Below are 13,963 nucleotides of genomic sequence, written 5' to 3'. Positions count from 1 at the left end.
TCGTCGAAAATCAGACTAGAACGTAGCATTGATCCCAAACAAAAACGAGCGGGTTTTCGGATAAAAGTTTCTTGCGTCCACGCCCGGTGCTATCCCGCCCTGGTTAATTTCGGGGTCAATACCTTTGTATTTCGTGATCACAAAAAGGTTATTGGTCGATGCATAAATACGGATGTTTTTGATCGCCGGATTGATATTTTTGAAATTGTAAGCCAGCGTAGCATTGTCCAGTCGCAAGTAATTTCCACTTTCAATAAATCTCGACGAGTAACGGTAAGAGTTGTTATCGTTTACCGATTCGTCAGCCACTTCCACCGGAATGTTGTTAAGCCGTGCGGTAGACGGGCGGAATAAATCAGCACGGGTTACGTTGAAGATCTTGCCTCCCAGCGCCGAGCGAAAAAATACATTCAGATCAAAATTCTTGTATTTGAAATTGTTCGACCAACCTATCAGTGCCTTCGGTTGCGCATTTCCCGCCAGGTGATAATCCTTTTTAATCTGCGGCTTGATGGTCAACTCTCCTTTTGAATCAACATATTGCGAAACGCCGTCGGCATTTTTACCTGCGTACTGATAAGTGTAAAACTGGCCTATGGGCTGTCCCTGCAAAATAATCTGAACCGTTTCACCTGTTTGTCCGCCACCATCCGGTTGTACAATCAGCACCGAATCCGATTTCAGCGTTGGGTTTGAAAGACTCACAATCTTGTTTTTATTATGCGCTACATTAATATTTGTGGACCACGAAAAGTCAGCCGTTTTTACCGGGATAATGTTAAGCGCAAATTCAACCCCTTTGTTGCTCATTTCACCAACGTTCGCAGTAAGCGTGCCATTCGGATAAAGTACCGTGCTCACGGGATAGTTGTAAATCAGGTCGGTTGTGCTCTTGTTGTAAAGATCAAGACTACCGCTGATTCTCCCTTTTACCAGTGAGAAATCAAGTCCGATATTGGATGTCGCCGTTTTTTCCCAACGTAAATTCGGGTTTTCGTTCTGTAAAGCGCCGATAGCGGAAATCTGCGATCCGTTGTAATAGAAGGTCCCGACACTTCCATAAATCAGCTTGGTTGTATAGGGGCTAAACCCTAAGGAATTACCTGTAACACCATAACTTACACGTAGTTTCAGATCATCGAAAAAATTCTGGTTTGCCATAAAATTTTCCTGCGCGATTCTCCATGCCGCACCTGCCGATGGGAAATAACCCCATTGCTCATTGACCCCAAAAACCGACGAACCATCACGACGCACCGACGCCTGTAACAAGTATTTGTTTTTGAAATTATAATTCACCCTCGCAAAGTCCGAAATCAGACGCGTTTGCTGATAATTATCAGGACCGTAGTCCACGCGGAACGATGGAATAGCATATGGATTTCCCAAACCCAGGTTGTAATAACTCACATTATCAACCGGAAAATTGGTGCTGGTTGCCTGAAATCCGTCGCCATTGATGTTTTCCTGCCATGAGTAACCAAGCACTGCACTCAATGTGTGATCACCAAAAGTCCGGTTCCAGGTCAGGAATGTTTCAAGAATTTTTGTCGTATTCTGATACGAATTGCGGGTTGCCATACCATTCTGTCCTGTCAGGTTGATGTTGCCCGGGTTTGCCGGAGGATCAGGTGTACTACGGATTGAATTGTAATATTTGGTGTAATAACTATTGTAATAAGAACCGTAGTTAGACTGGAAATTCTGATAGGATAAATTCGCATCATAAGTAAATCCGAACGGCAACTTAACCTGTGCTGTGAATGTCCCTAAAAGGTTTTTAGACTTTGAATTCTCCTTCCCGTTTTCCATCAAAGAAACCGGGTTGTAATAACCTGTACGGTTAAAGTTATCGTAATAACTACCATCGGAATTCCTGGCCGGCACGGTTGGTAAATAAGTCAGCATCTGCGAAAGTACCGTGTTGCGGTAAGGAACCAAATCGGCATTGCTCACGGAATTACTTACCGACAAGCCAAGTTTCAAATGATCCTTAAACGCCTTTTGTTCAACAGACAATCTGGCGATAACCCGGCTCAAACCACTGGTTTTCAAAATCCCCTGCTGATCGAAATAATTTATACTTGCACTATACAAAGTCTGTTCCGTTCCACCTCCAAGCGAAATGTTATGGTTATGCGAAATCGCGCTTGATCTTTGTACGGCATTTTGCCAGTTTGTGCTTGCACCCAGATCATCTTCCGGCGCAAGTGCCTGCCCGTTTTTGGATAGATAATCTCGCAACTGACCGGCATCCATCATTTTAAACTGGTTGGAAACCTTATCGACTGACAAATAACCGCTGTAACTCAATTGAAGCTGCCCTTTCACAGGTCTTTTTGTAGTCACGATAATAACCCCATTGGATGCCCTGTTTCCATAAATTGCCGTTGCAGCCGCATCCTTCAACACATCCATCGACACGATATCATCCGGTGCAATTACCGAGATATCTGCTCCCGGAACACCGTCAATGACAAATAACGGCGACTGAGCGCCTTCTCTCAGCGTAGACGCTCCACGTAATATAATGGCCGCGGCCCTGTTTGGATCTCCACTTCTTGTGATGTTTAGTCCCGGCACCTTGCCCTGAAGCAACTGTCCTACGTCGCTGATCGCACCTCGGTTCAGATCCTCCGGTTTCAAAGTGGTGATTGAGCTCGTGAGGTTTTTACGCGACTGCGTGCCATAACCCACCACAACTACCTCGCCCAATGTCTTGGTATCGGCAGCCAGATTTACCTCAATCACAGAACGGTTTTGAACCGGGATCTTCTGGGTTACATAACCCACATAACTGAAAATGATCACGCCCTCAGCAGGTGCCTGTATAGAATAATTTCCCTCCGCGTCTGTCGTTGTTCCGTTCGACGAACCTTCAACGAGAATAGTCACCCCAGGCAGCCCTTCCTTTCCCCCGGATACAACCTTACCCTTAACTGTAATGTCCTGACTGGATTGACTGGCCACATCCGGCTTCCTCTTTTCCCAACCAGCCGCGTCAGCAGGCAGGAACCGGCAATTTAGTAAGATCACTAGTGCAGCAAGCCTGACCAATAATCTGATTTTTGTCGAAGTGTTTTTCATAGAACCGAGTTTTAACAATGAATTGTAGATAAGCAGAGTGGTTAAGTCACCGAATAAACAAATAGTGTACTTTTGACACTACAATACTACATATTGTATTTTTAATATAAAAAATATAAAATAATACATAGGACATGCAAACGTTTGCAATCAAATTGCAAACGTTTGAAAAAATGCGGCCGAAAAAATCTTCATTTTGTGGGAATTTAAACGATGTATTGGGTAAATCGTTTTAGTACTTTTTCATATCCACACGCCCTAAAATATTTGGCGAGGACGAGTGACCAAAGAACTTGTAAGCGTATCAATCTCAAAATAAGGTAATCATTGAGTACCTTAAAAATTTAACAAGGAAGCCAAAAACATAATTTTAAGGAGAAGAATTTATATTTTTTATTACTTAAATTTATAACCACACTAAACATCAAAATCATGGAAAAAATCAGCCCAAATACGAACGCGCTCAACTGGTTTGAAATACCGGTTGAGGATACTGCAAGAGCAAAAAAATTTTATGAAACGATCCTGGATGTAGAAATGCAAACTCAGGATATGATGGGCATAGAAATGACTTTTCTCCCGTATGATATGAGCGGGCAGTCAGGGAAAGTCTCTGGTGCATTGGTGAAAGGCGATATGTACAAACCTTCCGCGGATGGCGCAGTGGTCTATCTCAATGCCAATCCCAGCATACAGACCGTCATCGACAAGATTGAAGGTGCCGGTGGACAGGTTATTATGCCCAGGAAGCAGATTACGGAAGAAATTGGGTACATGGCCTTATTTATTGATTCGGAGGGAAACCGGGTAGCCCTGCACGCAGGGAATTGATTGATTGTGTCGAGAAAAATATTTCACCTGGCATTTCCCAAACTTCATCACGTTCAACAAATTCAACAGTGAGTTATGGCACAAATTAACCCCTACATCAATTTTAAAGGCAATTGCGAAGAAGCATTTAATTTTTACAAATCTGTCTTTGGCGGAGAGTTTGCCTTTATCGGCCGATATAAAGATATGCCTCCATCGGAAAACGGTCACGCACATGAAATCGATGGTGAAAAGATTATGCACATCTCCCTACCGATCAGCAAAGAAACATTACTTATGGGCAGCGATGTGGGTGGCGAATGGGCGGAATACACGATTGACGGAAATAACATCCAGATTTCAATCAACGTTGACAGCGAGAACGAGGCCACGCAAATATTTAACGGATTGTCAGCCGGCGGAAGAATAAACATGGCCTTGGAGAAAACATTCTGGGGCTCATTTTTCGGCATGCTAACTGACAAATTCGGGATTAACTGGATGGTTAGTTATGATTACAACCAGCAGAAGTAGTTAAATCGTTATCATAACATACCCTTACCAAACAGAACATTCCATTCTTTTTGGTAAGGGTACAAAATTTTCATGATTACACCTGCCCTTTTAGCATTTTTAGCAGGATTGAACCTGCTCTTAGCCGCTTTTGCAAAAGAGTAAAAATGTGCTTTCCGGATGGTAGCGAATTCAATTGATCACCATTATACGTCTGAGTAACCTTTTCCCCAGTAAGCATATTTTCCAGGTTATTTCTAAGGAAAAGTTCTTTTGTCACCATGTTTGACAACATCGGGGTGTAATAATAACAGTCCTTAAAGAAGTAATGCGTCACTTGTGACCAGCGTGTAGTGCCCTCTTTTTCCACAGGAGAGCCGCCATGAATGATGTTAGACGACCAAATCAATACATCACCTTTTTTAGCAATAAATTTCTTCTTTTCAAACTTATTGGCATCTACAATTTTTTCAATAAAATCTTCGTACTCAATGTAATCCTGATATGACGGTGTTTTTGCATCCGTTTTAATATGCGAAAAATCGTATTCCGGCAAACGATGCGAGCCCGGAAAATAGAACACCGGCCCTTTTTCCTCCGTGATATCTTCCAAGGCGACCCAAACGCCACACATAAACTTCGCTGGCAGCGAACTGAAATGAATTGTGTCCGAATGCGCTCTCTGCTGCGACCCGAATTTGAAATTTAACGTTTGAAAAGGAATAGGCTCTCTGTCGTAAAACAAGCTAAGCATTTCGAGAATTTTCGGGTGACAGGCCAATTCTTTTGAAGCCTCGGAAACTTTCCAAAAATCCTGCACACGACGTTCGTCCCGCTGCGTCTTGATAGGAAAATCAGGATTAAATGCTTTTTCTTCCGCATCAATTCTTGTACGGTCTACGAGCGATTCCGATAACATACCTGAAATCACTACAAAACCATTTTGCTGGTATTCCCTGACAAAATTCAATTGCTCACCAGTTAACTTTTTTGTTGCTAATATTTCTTCAAAAAAAGGTGATTCGATCCAGGGTAAATTCGCATTGATCATACTTTAAACTTTTAGGGTCTGTTTTAATTGTGTAAATTAATGGCTAATATTTCAACAAGAAACTGTCACATAAAATGATCAAATGTAACATTAGTTACTAATAATAATGTAGCTGCTGACAAATTATTGTATCCGGCACATACAATTTTGTTAATCGAAAAATTTCCTGGCTCCCTATTAATCAAAACATAGAAATGCCCGGACTCAGCCGGGCATTTCCATTAACGTAATTTTTCACGAATAAGATGTCAGACATCAAATCAACCAATCAATTAGGCTCAAATTTAACAACTGCATGATCTTTTGCCGGCAGCGTTTGCAGATACGCAAATATTGCTTTAAGGTCGGATTCCTTCATCCCCGCGTACATGGTCCAGGGCATTGGTGTATTCATGTCTTTCGGTCCGATCGCATGGGGGACATATCCTGAATCCGCGTACATCTTAAAACGTTTGACAAAAACGTCCTCATTCCAAAGCCCCAATCCGGTTTTTTTATCCGGTGTGATATTAACGGACCTGACAGTACCGGATGGGATTTTGAACTCCATTCCGCCCCCAAACTCACTTCCCTCGACGATCTGCCCCTTTTCCATTTGACTATGGCACATAACACAGGACGCAGCCGTCACAAGATATTTCCCGTAATTCAAAGTGTCGCTTTCGGCCGGCTTTGTTGCCGGAACTGCCTTGGCTGGCATCGTATTAATCAGAATGTTAACAGGAAAATCTGCTACCGCGGCAGGTACATCGTGTTTCACCGGTTCGAGTGTACGTAAATAGGCGATTATACTGTAAATATCTTCGGTGTCAAGTTGCCCGAAAGCATGATAAGGCATAACCGGAAAGAGGGCATTGCCTTTTTTACTAACCCCTGTCGTAATAGCCCTGAAAACTTCTCCGTCAGTCCATTGCGAGAGCCCATATGGCGTTATGTTTTTGGCGTAAAATTCTCCGGGGAAGCCCAGATCGCGGCTAAACTTTTCGCCGCCACCTCCAAAATTTCCAGCCAGCGGGGCCGTATAGCGGTTCCAGTCACGGGTGCTGTGACAATCCATACAAACAGATACGTGATTGGCGATGTACTTGCCCCTCTCGACCCGCGCAGGCGTTTTTTCGATGACGAGTTGAGGAGCCTCGCCAACATTGGGGAGGGCTGTTTTCACATAAGTTGCTGCGCCAACGGCAGCAAGTATCAAAACGGCTAAGATAATGCCGACAATTTTTAGAAATCTCTTCATAACATATCATAGGGTTTCGTGTATGGTAAATTTATGCAATCGACAACACACTACCTCATAGACATTTAAGAAGATTACATTAAACATATTTAACGGTAAAAAAGTCAGGCAGAGTCCAGCGCAATGACCTGTTTTTTGTAATCCTTTGGCAATATTCCATTTCTGATAAACTTTTCGATTCCAAAAAAACGGCTTAACTTATACACCGAAAGAACAGGATCCAAAACCCGGAAATTACCCAGAGCAAGCAACTTATTTACCTGTTCAGGCACAACCAGCACCTGTACCTGCAGCAGCAGCTGATACCTTATCGGGCCAAGATGTTTTTTGTATTGCTTATACAAATCCACCGTAAAATCACTTTTTAGCAGATTTTCATTTAGATGTTCGTCCCGCATGGTCCGCCAATCCTCATAATTTCCTGGCAAACCGGAAATATGCATCCGGTCGCCAACCAGATTAAAAACCCGAAAAATTTCACTCTTTTCATCCTCGGTCAGCTTTCTTTCCAGCACTTCGAAAGAGCGGATCGAATAATCTACCAGCATAAATAACACGTCTCGATAGGCCCAATCAGGAATGCTGGCTCCCCTCTGCTGCTCCACTCCCTGATGAATTGCAGTGATCTTATCAATAGCATTTAACGCCGCATCATATTCTGAAAAAACGATCTGGCGTGCGTAAGCAACCGTTGAGAAAAGACGTCCTAACGGATCTGCGGGAAGCCGACCTGTAAAGTAAAGCCAGTCAACAGCCTTGTTCAGAGCAAATTCGGCCGATGCCCCTGCAAAAATAAACAGGATAGCATCTGCCTGCCCCCATATTTTTCTCACAATCGAGCCTTCGTTTACAAAATATTTCATCTCATTTTTTTTAAAAGCAATAAACACAACTTAGGCATTATCCAATTTCCAGTCACACAGTATCTTTTTAATAAAAGTACTTTGAATAACAAAGTAAAATATAAAATAGCAGCTTTCCTAACCCGGATTATAATTGTATATCCGATCAAAGATTGTATCAAGTTTCCGGGTCCCGGGTATATTTTCGATAATATATCCTTCAAAAAAGTGCCTTAAAATGCAGTTAGCGACCTTGTATACCTTTTGTATACCCCTATTTTATGGTGATCAACCTTTTGTATACCCTTTAAAATTGCCGGACACTTTCTGCGATGTTACGTTTGTATCGAAATAAATTCACGTACAAAAACATCAATCAAAAATGGCAAACGTAAAAACAGTAATCGACGAGTGGTCAGTAAAAGATCTGGAAGATGGTTCTTCTTTAACAATAACGGTCGTCGCCTGTACCGAACTTGGCAATCAATCGCTGCCGGGAATTCAGGTCCTTTACATGGGGCACATAATCAACTTTGAACCATTGATCACCGAACGATGGGCGTATCAGGCCTCAAAAACAGAAGCCACCGATTATCTGCTTGCCGATAATTCGTGGATGGCACACGACAACCAATTCGTTAAAAACTATCTCGTTGTCGGCTCACCGCTTAAAGCGAAAATCGAGGTCAAAACTCGCAGTTCAAAAGTTATCAGTAAAGAGTATGAACTTCCCTTTTCATTCTGAACCGGGTTACCCAGTACCGAATTAAAACATAAATCAACGCCATGAAAAATAACCTAATACTTATCAATTTGTCTGTCATGCTGATTATTTCTGGACTGTGCTCCGGTCAACCCAAAAAGAGTGCGGTTAATTATCTGGGAATTCAAAGCCCGGTTAGCTTCCAAAGCAAGGCTTTTCAGCTCGTTTGGTCCTCACATCCGGATGCCTCTCTCTACAAACAGGAATATCTTCAATCGGGAGACGAATTCCCGAATTATAAGTCGATGATCATGATTGATTTTGTAATAACAGCTTCAACGGTAGACCAAGCCATCAATATAAAAATACGTGAACTGGAACAGTTGAAACTTAGCAATCATGATGTTAACTTTGAGATAATCAGCAATGCCGCGACTGGTGAAAAAATAATCGATTGCCTGATCGGGCAAACTGCCGCCGATGAACGGAATAGTTTGGTGGAAAGGGATATTTACAGATTCAAATCCGTAAAGGCAAAATCAGGAGAAAAAGGTGTGTTTTTATTCGCGGTAAGTACCCGAAAATATGGCAGGGATATCAAACCATTCCTTACAAAGCTCAAAACAGAACGACCAATACTCATCAAGGAAATCGCCGGAACAACACTTCCTGTTTTAAATATAGCTCAATCTAACTAGTTCAAAATCTATGAAATACTTTGGCATTGCACTGATTGCTGGTATTGTCGGTTACGCCGCTTCCGCTTTCCTGAGCTATTACCTGATCGGCAAGTTATCTTCAAACAGCCATGACAGAGGTGTGGAAGCGAGCATGACCTGCATCTTCGTCTACGGCCCTATCGGTTTTATTCTGGCGTTTATTGCCGGTTACATATGGGCTAAAAATTCGTTTTAAACCATTTTGAAACCGACAAAATAAGACATCATGATCAAAAAAGAAACCGGAAATTTAACTTATTCCGAAGCCGGTAGAAGCGGCACCATACATTTTATCAGCAGGGAAACAAAATTTGACATGTGGTATGAATTTGCCATGCCTCCTGCACTGGTAATTATCGGCATACCCGAGCCGAAATATTGGGAAGCTCAGACCAAAACACCACTATCGAGACGAACCAGGCTACTCGAATTTATCGGGAAACAGGTAATCCAAGATAAGCTATCGGGAACTGGCTATTTCCTCATAGACGATAATATACTATCCATTTGTCCGGGAAAAAATCCTGATTTGCCTTAGCCGCATTTATGAAACTTACCGAAATTGATGAATTTCAGCAGTGTGAATAGCGCCCCGGTTCGTTTGCAGGATCAGGATTGTCGAAACGTATTTATCCCAAATTAACGACCTTTGCCCTGTTGCGACCGGTAAGCAATGCATCAATTCAATGAAGCCATGAAACGTTTTTTACTCTTTTTGTTATTTTTCACGACCATGTTCACCAACGGATATACACAACCGGCAGTGCCTCAGCAGTCATTAAACAAATACGTTGAATTTCTGAATGAATCGGCAGAAATATTGACAGACAGATTTCGGATGCTGAGTGCCTATGAGCGTGATGTTCAGGCGTACCGAAAGAACAACGGACTGTTATTAAGACTTCCATCTTCCGGCCCTCTTGAAGAGTATTACTACAAGAAAGCGAAGGAAGGACCAGGCTTAACAGCGGCTGAAAGAAAACAGCTCAATACAAGTACTGACGCTATCTGGCAACTTTTGACAAAACTTGACGACACCGGAAAAGCGCTGGAAACACACGTTCGTTTAAAAGCTTATCAGGATGACGATCTAAAACAATCCAATACGCTGATTACTGAAATGCAATCAGTTATTAGGAAATTCGGTCAGGATAAAGCGGCTTTCTATCAGCAAATCCAGAGTGTATTCCTTCGCTATCAGCCCGATTTGGATACCGATCCTAATCTGAGTGCGGCAAAAGCCATGCAGGCAGTTCTTGTTAGTCAGCAGCAATTGCTTGAATCCCTGCCCTATTATCTGAACGAAGAAACCCGTGCTGATTGGCCGATTGATAAGATTCAGCAAAGTATGCTGTCCGACGGCCGCATGTTATCAGGTTTTGAAAAGTCCGGATTAAAGATTGAATATCCGGCCTCTTCAGCATTGGGCTCATTTAAGTCCGCGCTGGCAGCTATACAGACGATTAAAAGACACGCCATTGATGATCACAATTTCGCGGCAAAACAAAATGCACATCACGGGAACGAGGTCTATTTTTCGTTATTGAACCAATACAATCAGGATTTACTTGCCAGCTATCAGTCCTTTGTAAGTTATAGCCAGTCGGTCATACCCTTACTTAGCTATCCCGCATTGAGCCCGGTATTTACACCGGAGCCAAAGGAATTGGCTGATAAACCGATAGCGAGAACAGCACCGTTTGAAAACAAACCTGTTATCTCATTCGAGGTACAAAAGGCTGCAAAACCTGCGTCAGCTGCTACCATTCGAGTCTTAAATGATTATGTGGGTTTTATCAATGAATCATTGAGACAAATGCATTTGTTACAGCTTTTGATCCGCAATTATCAGTCTTCGGCGGAGTACCACCGTGATCCATCGCGGAGCCGCACCCACGCGGCGCTTACCTATTCCCATACGGACTATAAGGTGCCCCTGTCGTTGTATCAACTCCTGACCAGTGCCAGTGTATCTATTCCGCAGCCTTATCGGAAATCCATTACAGGCCAGGCGGAAGTGCTGCTAAGTATCTTGCAGGAAATGGACAACCTCAGCATTGAACTGATTCAATATACGAATCAAAAGGAATACTTAAAGGACCAACTTCGCCGTTCAGACACAATCCTTGACCGCTATCTTGACCTGTTTGATATTTTTGACAAGAAAAAAGAGCAGTTATACACAGATGTACGACGCATTCATGAAAGTTATCCCAATGCAAATCCGGCCAGTTCCTGGTTTTTAGGCGGCAGCGCCCTGGCCAAAACCATGGACGACGATAAAGAAATACTTTTCGGTGTTAAAAACTTTTTGAAAGGTGAAACAAACCAGGCTCCCAATACTGAAAAATCGGAGGCACAGGCACGGCAGCTGATTGCCGATAAATATCAGAATTTGAACGGATTGAAGCGGTATGGCCGCAGCAACGGACTTTGCCCCTATTCGCCGTATGAGGATCTCTCCGCCAATACTTCCAGGTTGGCTATGATGGCTCAGAAAGTTAAAATGCCCTCACCCGCTTTGACTGCTCACCCTTATGAATCCTTTTATTATTTTTATAACAACGAGCTGGTTTATCAATACAATAAATTCTGTGAACTGGCGAATGCAGGACTGCTCCAACACATTAACCAACCAGACGTTTTTGCTTTTCGTCGCATCCCAAAACAAAACCGGGATAACGCCAAGCCAGCAAAAACCGAGCAAATACCAGATAACCGGACTAGCAACCTGATACCGGTGACCAGGAACGATCGCAGGGAAAATGCGCCTGAAAGGTTAGAAAGTGAGCCAAAAAAAGTTGTTATTGAAGGTATTAAACAAACGTTGCGCGATACCATTTATGTCGAACGTGTACGCGTTGATACCGTTTACCTAAGCAATGGAATTGCGCAGCCAGAAGTGTCACGGTCGTTAAATGGCTTTGCTGCCAACAACATGGTGTTGCTGCTCGACGTTTCAGCATCCATGGATTCGCCGATTAAGCTGCCACTGTTGAAAAAATCGGTCAAATCCCTCCTGAAATTGCTCCGCCCCGAAGATCAGATTTCCATAGTCGTGTATTCAGGGAAGGCGCGTGTCGCGTTAAAACCAACATCGGGAACGAAAACGGATGAAATTGCACGCGCGATCGACGGACTCCAATCTACCGGTGATACGGATGGCAATGAAGGAATAAAACTCGCCTATAAAGTAGCGAACAAGGAGTATATCCGTGCCGGCAACAACCGGATTGTATTGGCTACCGACGGTGAATTTCCGGTCAGTGAAGAGGTCTTGCAACTCATTGGTGAAAATGCCCGTCAGGACGTTTATCTCAGCATTTTTACTTTTGGCAAAAATCCTAACAATGGTATAAAACTGAAAAAACTGACGGCATTAGGAAAAGGAACATACGCACATGTAACGGCCGAGAATGCCGATTTACAATTGATTGTAGAAGCTCAGTCAAAAAAACAGGCGGATAACTAGTGTAATATTGTTGCCCGCCCCGGGATGATTCCCGGAACGGACAACTGGTTATTGAAGCAGAAGTTTGTTTGACGTTATCTCCGTGTTTGGCAAAGGAAAAATATAGTTTGCCTGAGACGGCTCTACCGCCGGGGCAATTAGTGCACTGCTTGATTTTGCAGGCAACGTAAACAGATTTCTCACCAAATCATTCGACCGGAATCCTTCTCCCAGAAGCTCAATTCTTCTTTCTTTCAGAATCGTCGAAACTAGGGCTGACTGTGTGCCAATTGCATCAGTCGGGAACACATAACCAGCGTCTGACCGCGTTCTTACCGCTTGCAGCAAACTGACAGCCTTGGCCAGATCGCCGGTACGGGCAGCAGCTTCGGCATAGTTTAACAACACTTCCGAATAACGGATAATCGGAAGATAGTCAAGAAACGGCGATGGCTTGTTGTACTTTGTCAGGAACTGTACGCCCGACGCTGTTCTTGAAAAAGTCCGGCGCGCGTCGGTCGACTTCCACTCGGTGTCTCCCCAGATACCCGTAGGATTGAGATTGTATTCAGAGTTTGCATTAAACACATAAGGGAACGAAGACTGACCGGTTACATTATCCAGCTCTGTCATCGGAACCGAAAGAATGGATTCTGTACTCGTGTAGTTCGTCGTAAAAATCTCGACAATGTTTTGAAGCTTGTGCGCGACACCGGAAGAAGCCGTAAAAGGCGCAGTTTCCGACACGATCTTCTTTGCCTCCTCGATCACTTTCGCATAATTTCCACTGTTCAGATAAACCCTTGTTTTAAGCGCAATCGCCGCGTTTCTGTGTGCCCTTGTGACATTTAACAAAGCGGTGGAATACGTCAACGGAAGGTCTTTTTCAGCCTCGTCAAGATCCTTGATGATCTGCGTATAAATCTCAGCGACCGAACTTCTTTTCAGATCATTATTGGCCGTTGTTGTTTCTGCCTGCAAACGCAGTGGCAAACCGGGTGAAGTACCTTTGTTCTCATTATAGGGTCTTGCGTAAAGCGTCACCAGATCAAAGTAACTTAATGCCCGCAAAAATTTGGCTTCGGCCACGTACTGTTTGCCTACTGCATCGGTCACTTTTCCGGGGTTATCTGCGATTCCCTTGATCAGGATATTAGCGTTGTTGATCACCGAGTAACCCGATGCCCAGAAACCGGCCACAAAGTTAGATCCCGAATTAAGTGCCTGGCTCCACGCCTCAAAAGCCGTGAAGGTATTACTGGTTCTGTTGATAAATTCCTCCCCTCTTGCCTCCGAGTAGGTGTAATAATTACCTCCGTAAAAGTTCGCAGCTTTGGCCGATTTGTAGATCCCGTTGACAAGCGACAAAATCCGGTCCGGCGTATCAAAGGCATTGGCACCACTCACGGAAGTTTCCGGCTGTGGGTTCAAAAGTTCGTCCCGGTTACAGGCCAGCACAGATAACGACAGAGCGAGACTCAGGTATAATTTCGGAGAATGGATTAATATATTCTTAAACTTTTTCATAGTATTTCTTTGCTAAATTC

12 protein-coding genes are annotated in these 13,963 nt (G+C 43.4%); 7 read left to right on the top strand and 5 right to left on the bottom strand.

All coding sequences use genetic code 11. The features are described from left to right. Positions 1 to 15 precede the first annotated feature (15 nt). Positions 16 to 3,087 (bottom strand): SusC/RagA family TonB-linked outer membrane protein, encoded by a 3,072-nt coding sequence (locus M1L62_RS13790; RefSeq protein ID WP_254560170.1) that lies wholly within the window; start codon positions 3,085 to 3,087, stop codon positions 16 to 18. Between the two features lie 432 nt (positions 3,088 to 3,519). On the opposite strand from M1L62_RS13790, the gene M1L62_RS13785 reads away from it, so the two are divergent. Both M1L62_RS13785 and M1L62_RS13780 read left to right on the top strand, forming a co-directional pair. Then, positions 3,520 to 3,918: a VOC family protein gene (locus tag M1L62_RS13785; protein ID WP_254560169.1), complete on the top strand. Its 399-nt coding sequence runs from the start codon at positions 3,520 to 3,522 to the stop codon at positions 3,916 to 3,918. A 75-nt stretch (positions 3,919 to 3,993) separates the two neighbouring features. Then, positions 3,994 to 4,431 carry a VOC family protein gene (locus M1L62_RS13780; RefSeq protein WP_254560168.1) on the top strand — a complete coding sequence of 146 codons (438 nt, stop codon included), beginning with the start codon at positions 3,994 to 3,996 and terminating at the stop codon, positions 4,429 to 4,431. A gap of 76 nt (positions 4,432 to 4,507) precedes the next feature. Here the strand turns inward: M1L62_RS13780 and M1L62_RS13775 are convergent, their stop codons facing one another. From M1L62_RS13775 to M1L62_RS13765, 3 genes are all read right to left on the bottom strand, one after another. Then, positions 4,508 to 5,461, bottom strand: coding sequence for a phytanoyl-CoA dioxygenase family protein (locus tag M1L62_RS13775; protein WP_254560167.1), 954 nt, complete (start codon positions 5,459 to 5,461; stop codon positions 4,508 to 4,510). 268 nt (positions 5,462 to 5,729) lie between these two features. Beyond that, positions 5,730 to 6,701, bottom strand: a complete 972-nt coding sequence (locus tag M1L62_RS13770) for a c-type cytochrome (protein ID WP_254560166.1) — start codon at positions 6,699 to 6,701, stop codon at positions 5,730 to 5,732. Positions 6,702 to 6,805: 104 nt separating this feature from the next. Continuing rightward, a complete protein-coding gene (locus M1L62_RS13765) occupies positions 6,806 to 7,564 on the bottom strand; it encodes an oxygenase MpaB family protein (RefSeq protein WP_254560165.1) in 759 nt (252 codons plus the stop codon). Positions 7,565 to 7,925: 361 nt separating this feature from the next. On the opposite strand from M1L62_RS13765, the gene M1L62_RS13760 reads away from it, so the two are divergent. From M1L62_RS13760 to M1L62_RS13740, 5 genes are all read left to right on the top strand, one after another. Continuing rightward, the gene (locus M1L62_RS13760) at positions 7,926 to 8,288 is read left to right on the top strand and encodes a hypothetical protein (protein WP_254560164.1); all 363 of its coding nucleotides are present in this window, start codon (positions 7,926 to 7,928) and stop codon (positions 8,286 to 8,288) included. A 41-nt stretch (positions 8,289 to 8,329) separates the two neighbouring features. Continuing rightward, entirely contained in the window at positions 8,330 to 8,944 is a 615-nt protein-coding gene (locus M1L62_RS13755; protein ID WP_254560163.1) for an HI_0983 family protein, read from the top strand. 10 nt (positions 8,945 to 8,954) lie between these two features. Then, a complete protein-coding gene (locus M1L62_RS13750) occupies positions 8,955 to 9,161 on the top strand; it encodes a hypothetical protein (RefSeq protein WP_254560162.1) in 207 nt (68 codons plus the stop codon). 30 nt (positions 9,162 to 9,191) lie between these two features. Beyond that, a complete protein-coding gene (locus tag M1L62_RS13745) occupies positions 9,192 to 9,503 on the top strand; it encodes a hypothetical protein (protein WP_254560161.1) in 312 nt (103 codons plus the stop codon). 156 nt (positions 9,504 to 9,659) lie between these two features. Beyond that, positions 9,660 to 12,437: a vWA domain-containing protein gene (locus M1L62_RS13740; protein ID WP_254560160.1), complete on the top strand. Its 2,778-nt coding sequence runs from the start codon at positions 9,660 to 9,662 to the stop codon at positions 12,435 to 12,437. Positions 12,438 to 12,485: 48 nt separating this feature from the next. Here the strand turns inward: M1L62_RS13740 and M1L62_RS13735 are convergent, their stop codons facing one another. Continuing rightward, complete coding sequence (locus tag M1L62_RS13735; protein ID WP_254560159.1) at positions 12,486 to 13,943, bottom strand: RagB/SusD family nutrient uptake outer membrane protein; 1,458 nt, start codon at positions 13,941 to 13,943, stop codon at positions 12,486 to 12,488. Positions 13,944 to 13,963: the final 20 nt, after the last annotated feature.

It is taken from the genome of Dyadobacter diqingensis (assembly GCF_024220585.1).
GTDB classification, from domain to species: Bacteria; Bacteroidota; Bacteroidia; order Cytophagales; family Spirosomataceae; genus Dyadobacter; species Dyadobacter diqingensis.
The sequence above is the reverse complement of the archived record's forward strand: the minus strand, read 5'-3'. Positions and strand labels throughout refer to the sequence as shown.

Bases quoted from the DNA above. Each gene is read 5' to 3' on its own strand.
- M1L62_RS13785 (WP_254560169.1), top strand. From the start codon at position 3,520: ATGGAAAAAATCAGCCCAAATACGAACGCGCTCAACTGGTTTGAAATA.
- M1L62_RS13765 (WP_254560165.1), bottom strand. From the start codon at position 7,564: ATGAAATATTTTGTAAACGAAGGCTCGATTGTGAGAAAAATATGGGGG.
- M1L62_RS13780 (WP_254560168.1), top strand. From the start codon at position 3,994: ATGGCACAAATTAACCCCTACATCAATTTTAAAGGCAATTGCGAAGAA.
- M1L62_RS13735 (WP_254560159.1), bottom strand. From the start codon at position 13,943: ATGAAAAAGTTTAAGAATATATTAATCCATTCTCCGAAATTATACCTG.
- M1L62_RS13755 (WP_254560163.1), top strand. From the start codon at position 8,330: ATGAAAAATAACCTAATACTTATCAATTTGTCTGTCATGCTGATTATT.
- M1L62_RS13740 (WP_254560160.1), top strand. From the start codon at position 9,660: ATGAAACGTTTTTTACTCTTTTTGTTATTTTTCACGACCATGTTCACC.
- M1L62_RS13790 (WP_254560170.1), bottom strand. From the start codon at position 3,087: ATGAAAAACACTTCGACAAAAATCAGATTATTGGTCAGGCTTGCTGCA.
- M1L62_RS13775 (WP_254560167.1), bottom strand. From the start codon at position 5,461: ATGATCAATGCGAATTTACCCTGGATCGAATCACCTTTTTTTGAAGAA.
- M1L62_RS13745 (WP_254560161.1), top strand. From the start codon at position 9,192: ATGATCAAAAAAGAAACCGGAAATTTAACTTATTCCGAAGCCGGTAGA.
- M1L62_RS13760 (WP_254560164.1), top strand. From the start codon at position 7,926: ATGGCAAACGTAAAAACAGTAATCGACGAGTGGTCAGTAAAAGATCTG.
- M1L62_RS13750 (WP_254560162.1), top strand. From the start codon at position 8,955: ATGAAATACTTTGGCATTGCACTGATTGCTGGTATTGTCGGTTACGCC.
- M1L62_RS13770 (WP_254560166.1), bottom strand. From the start codon at position 6,701: ATGAAGAGATTTCTAAAAATTGTCGGCATTATCTTAGCCGTTTTGATA.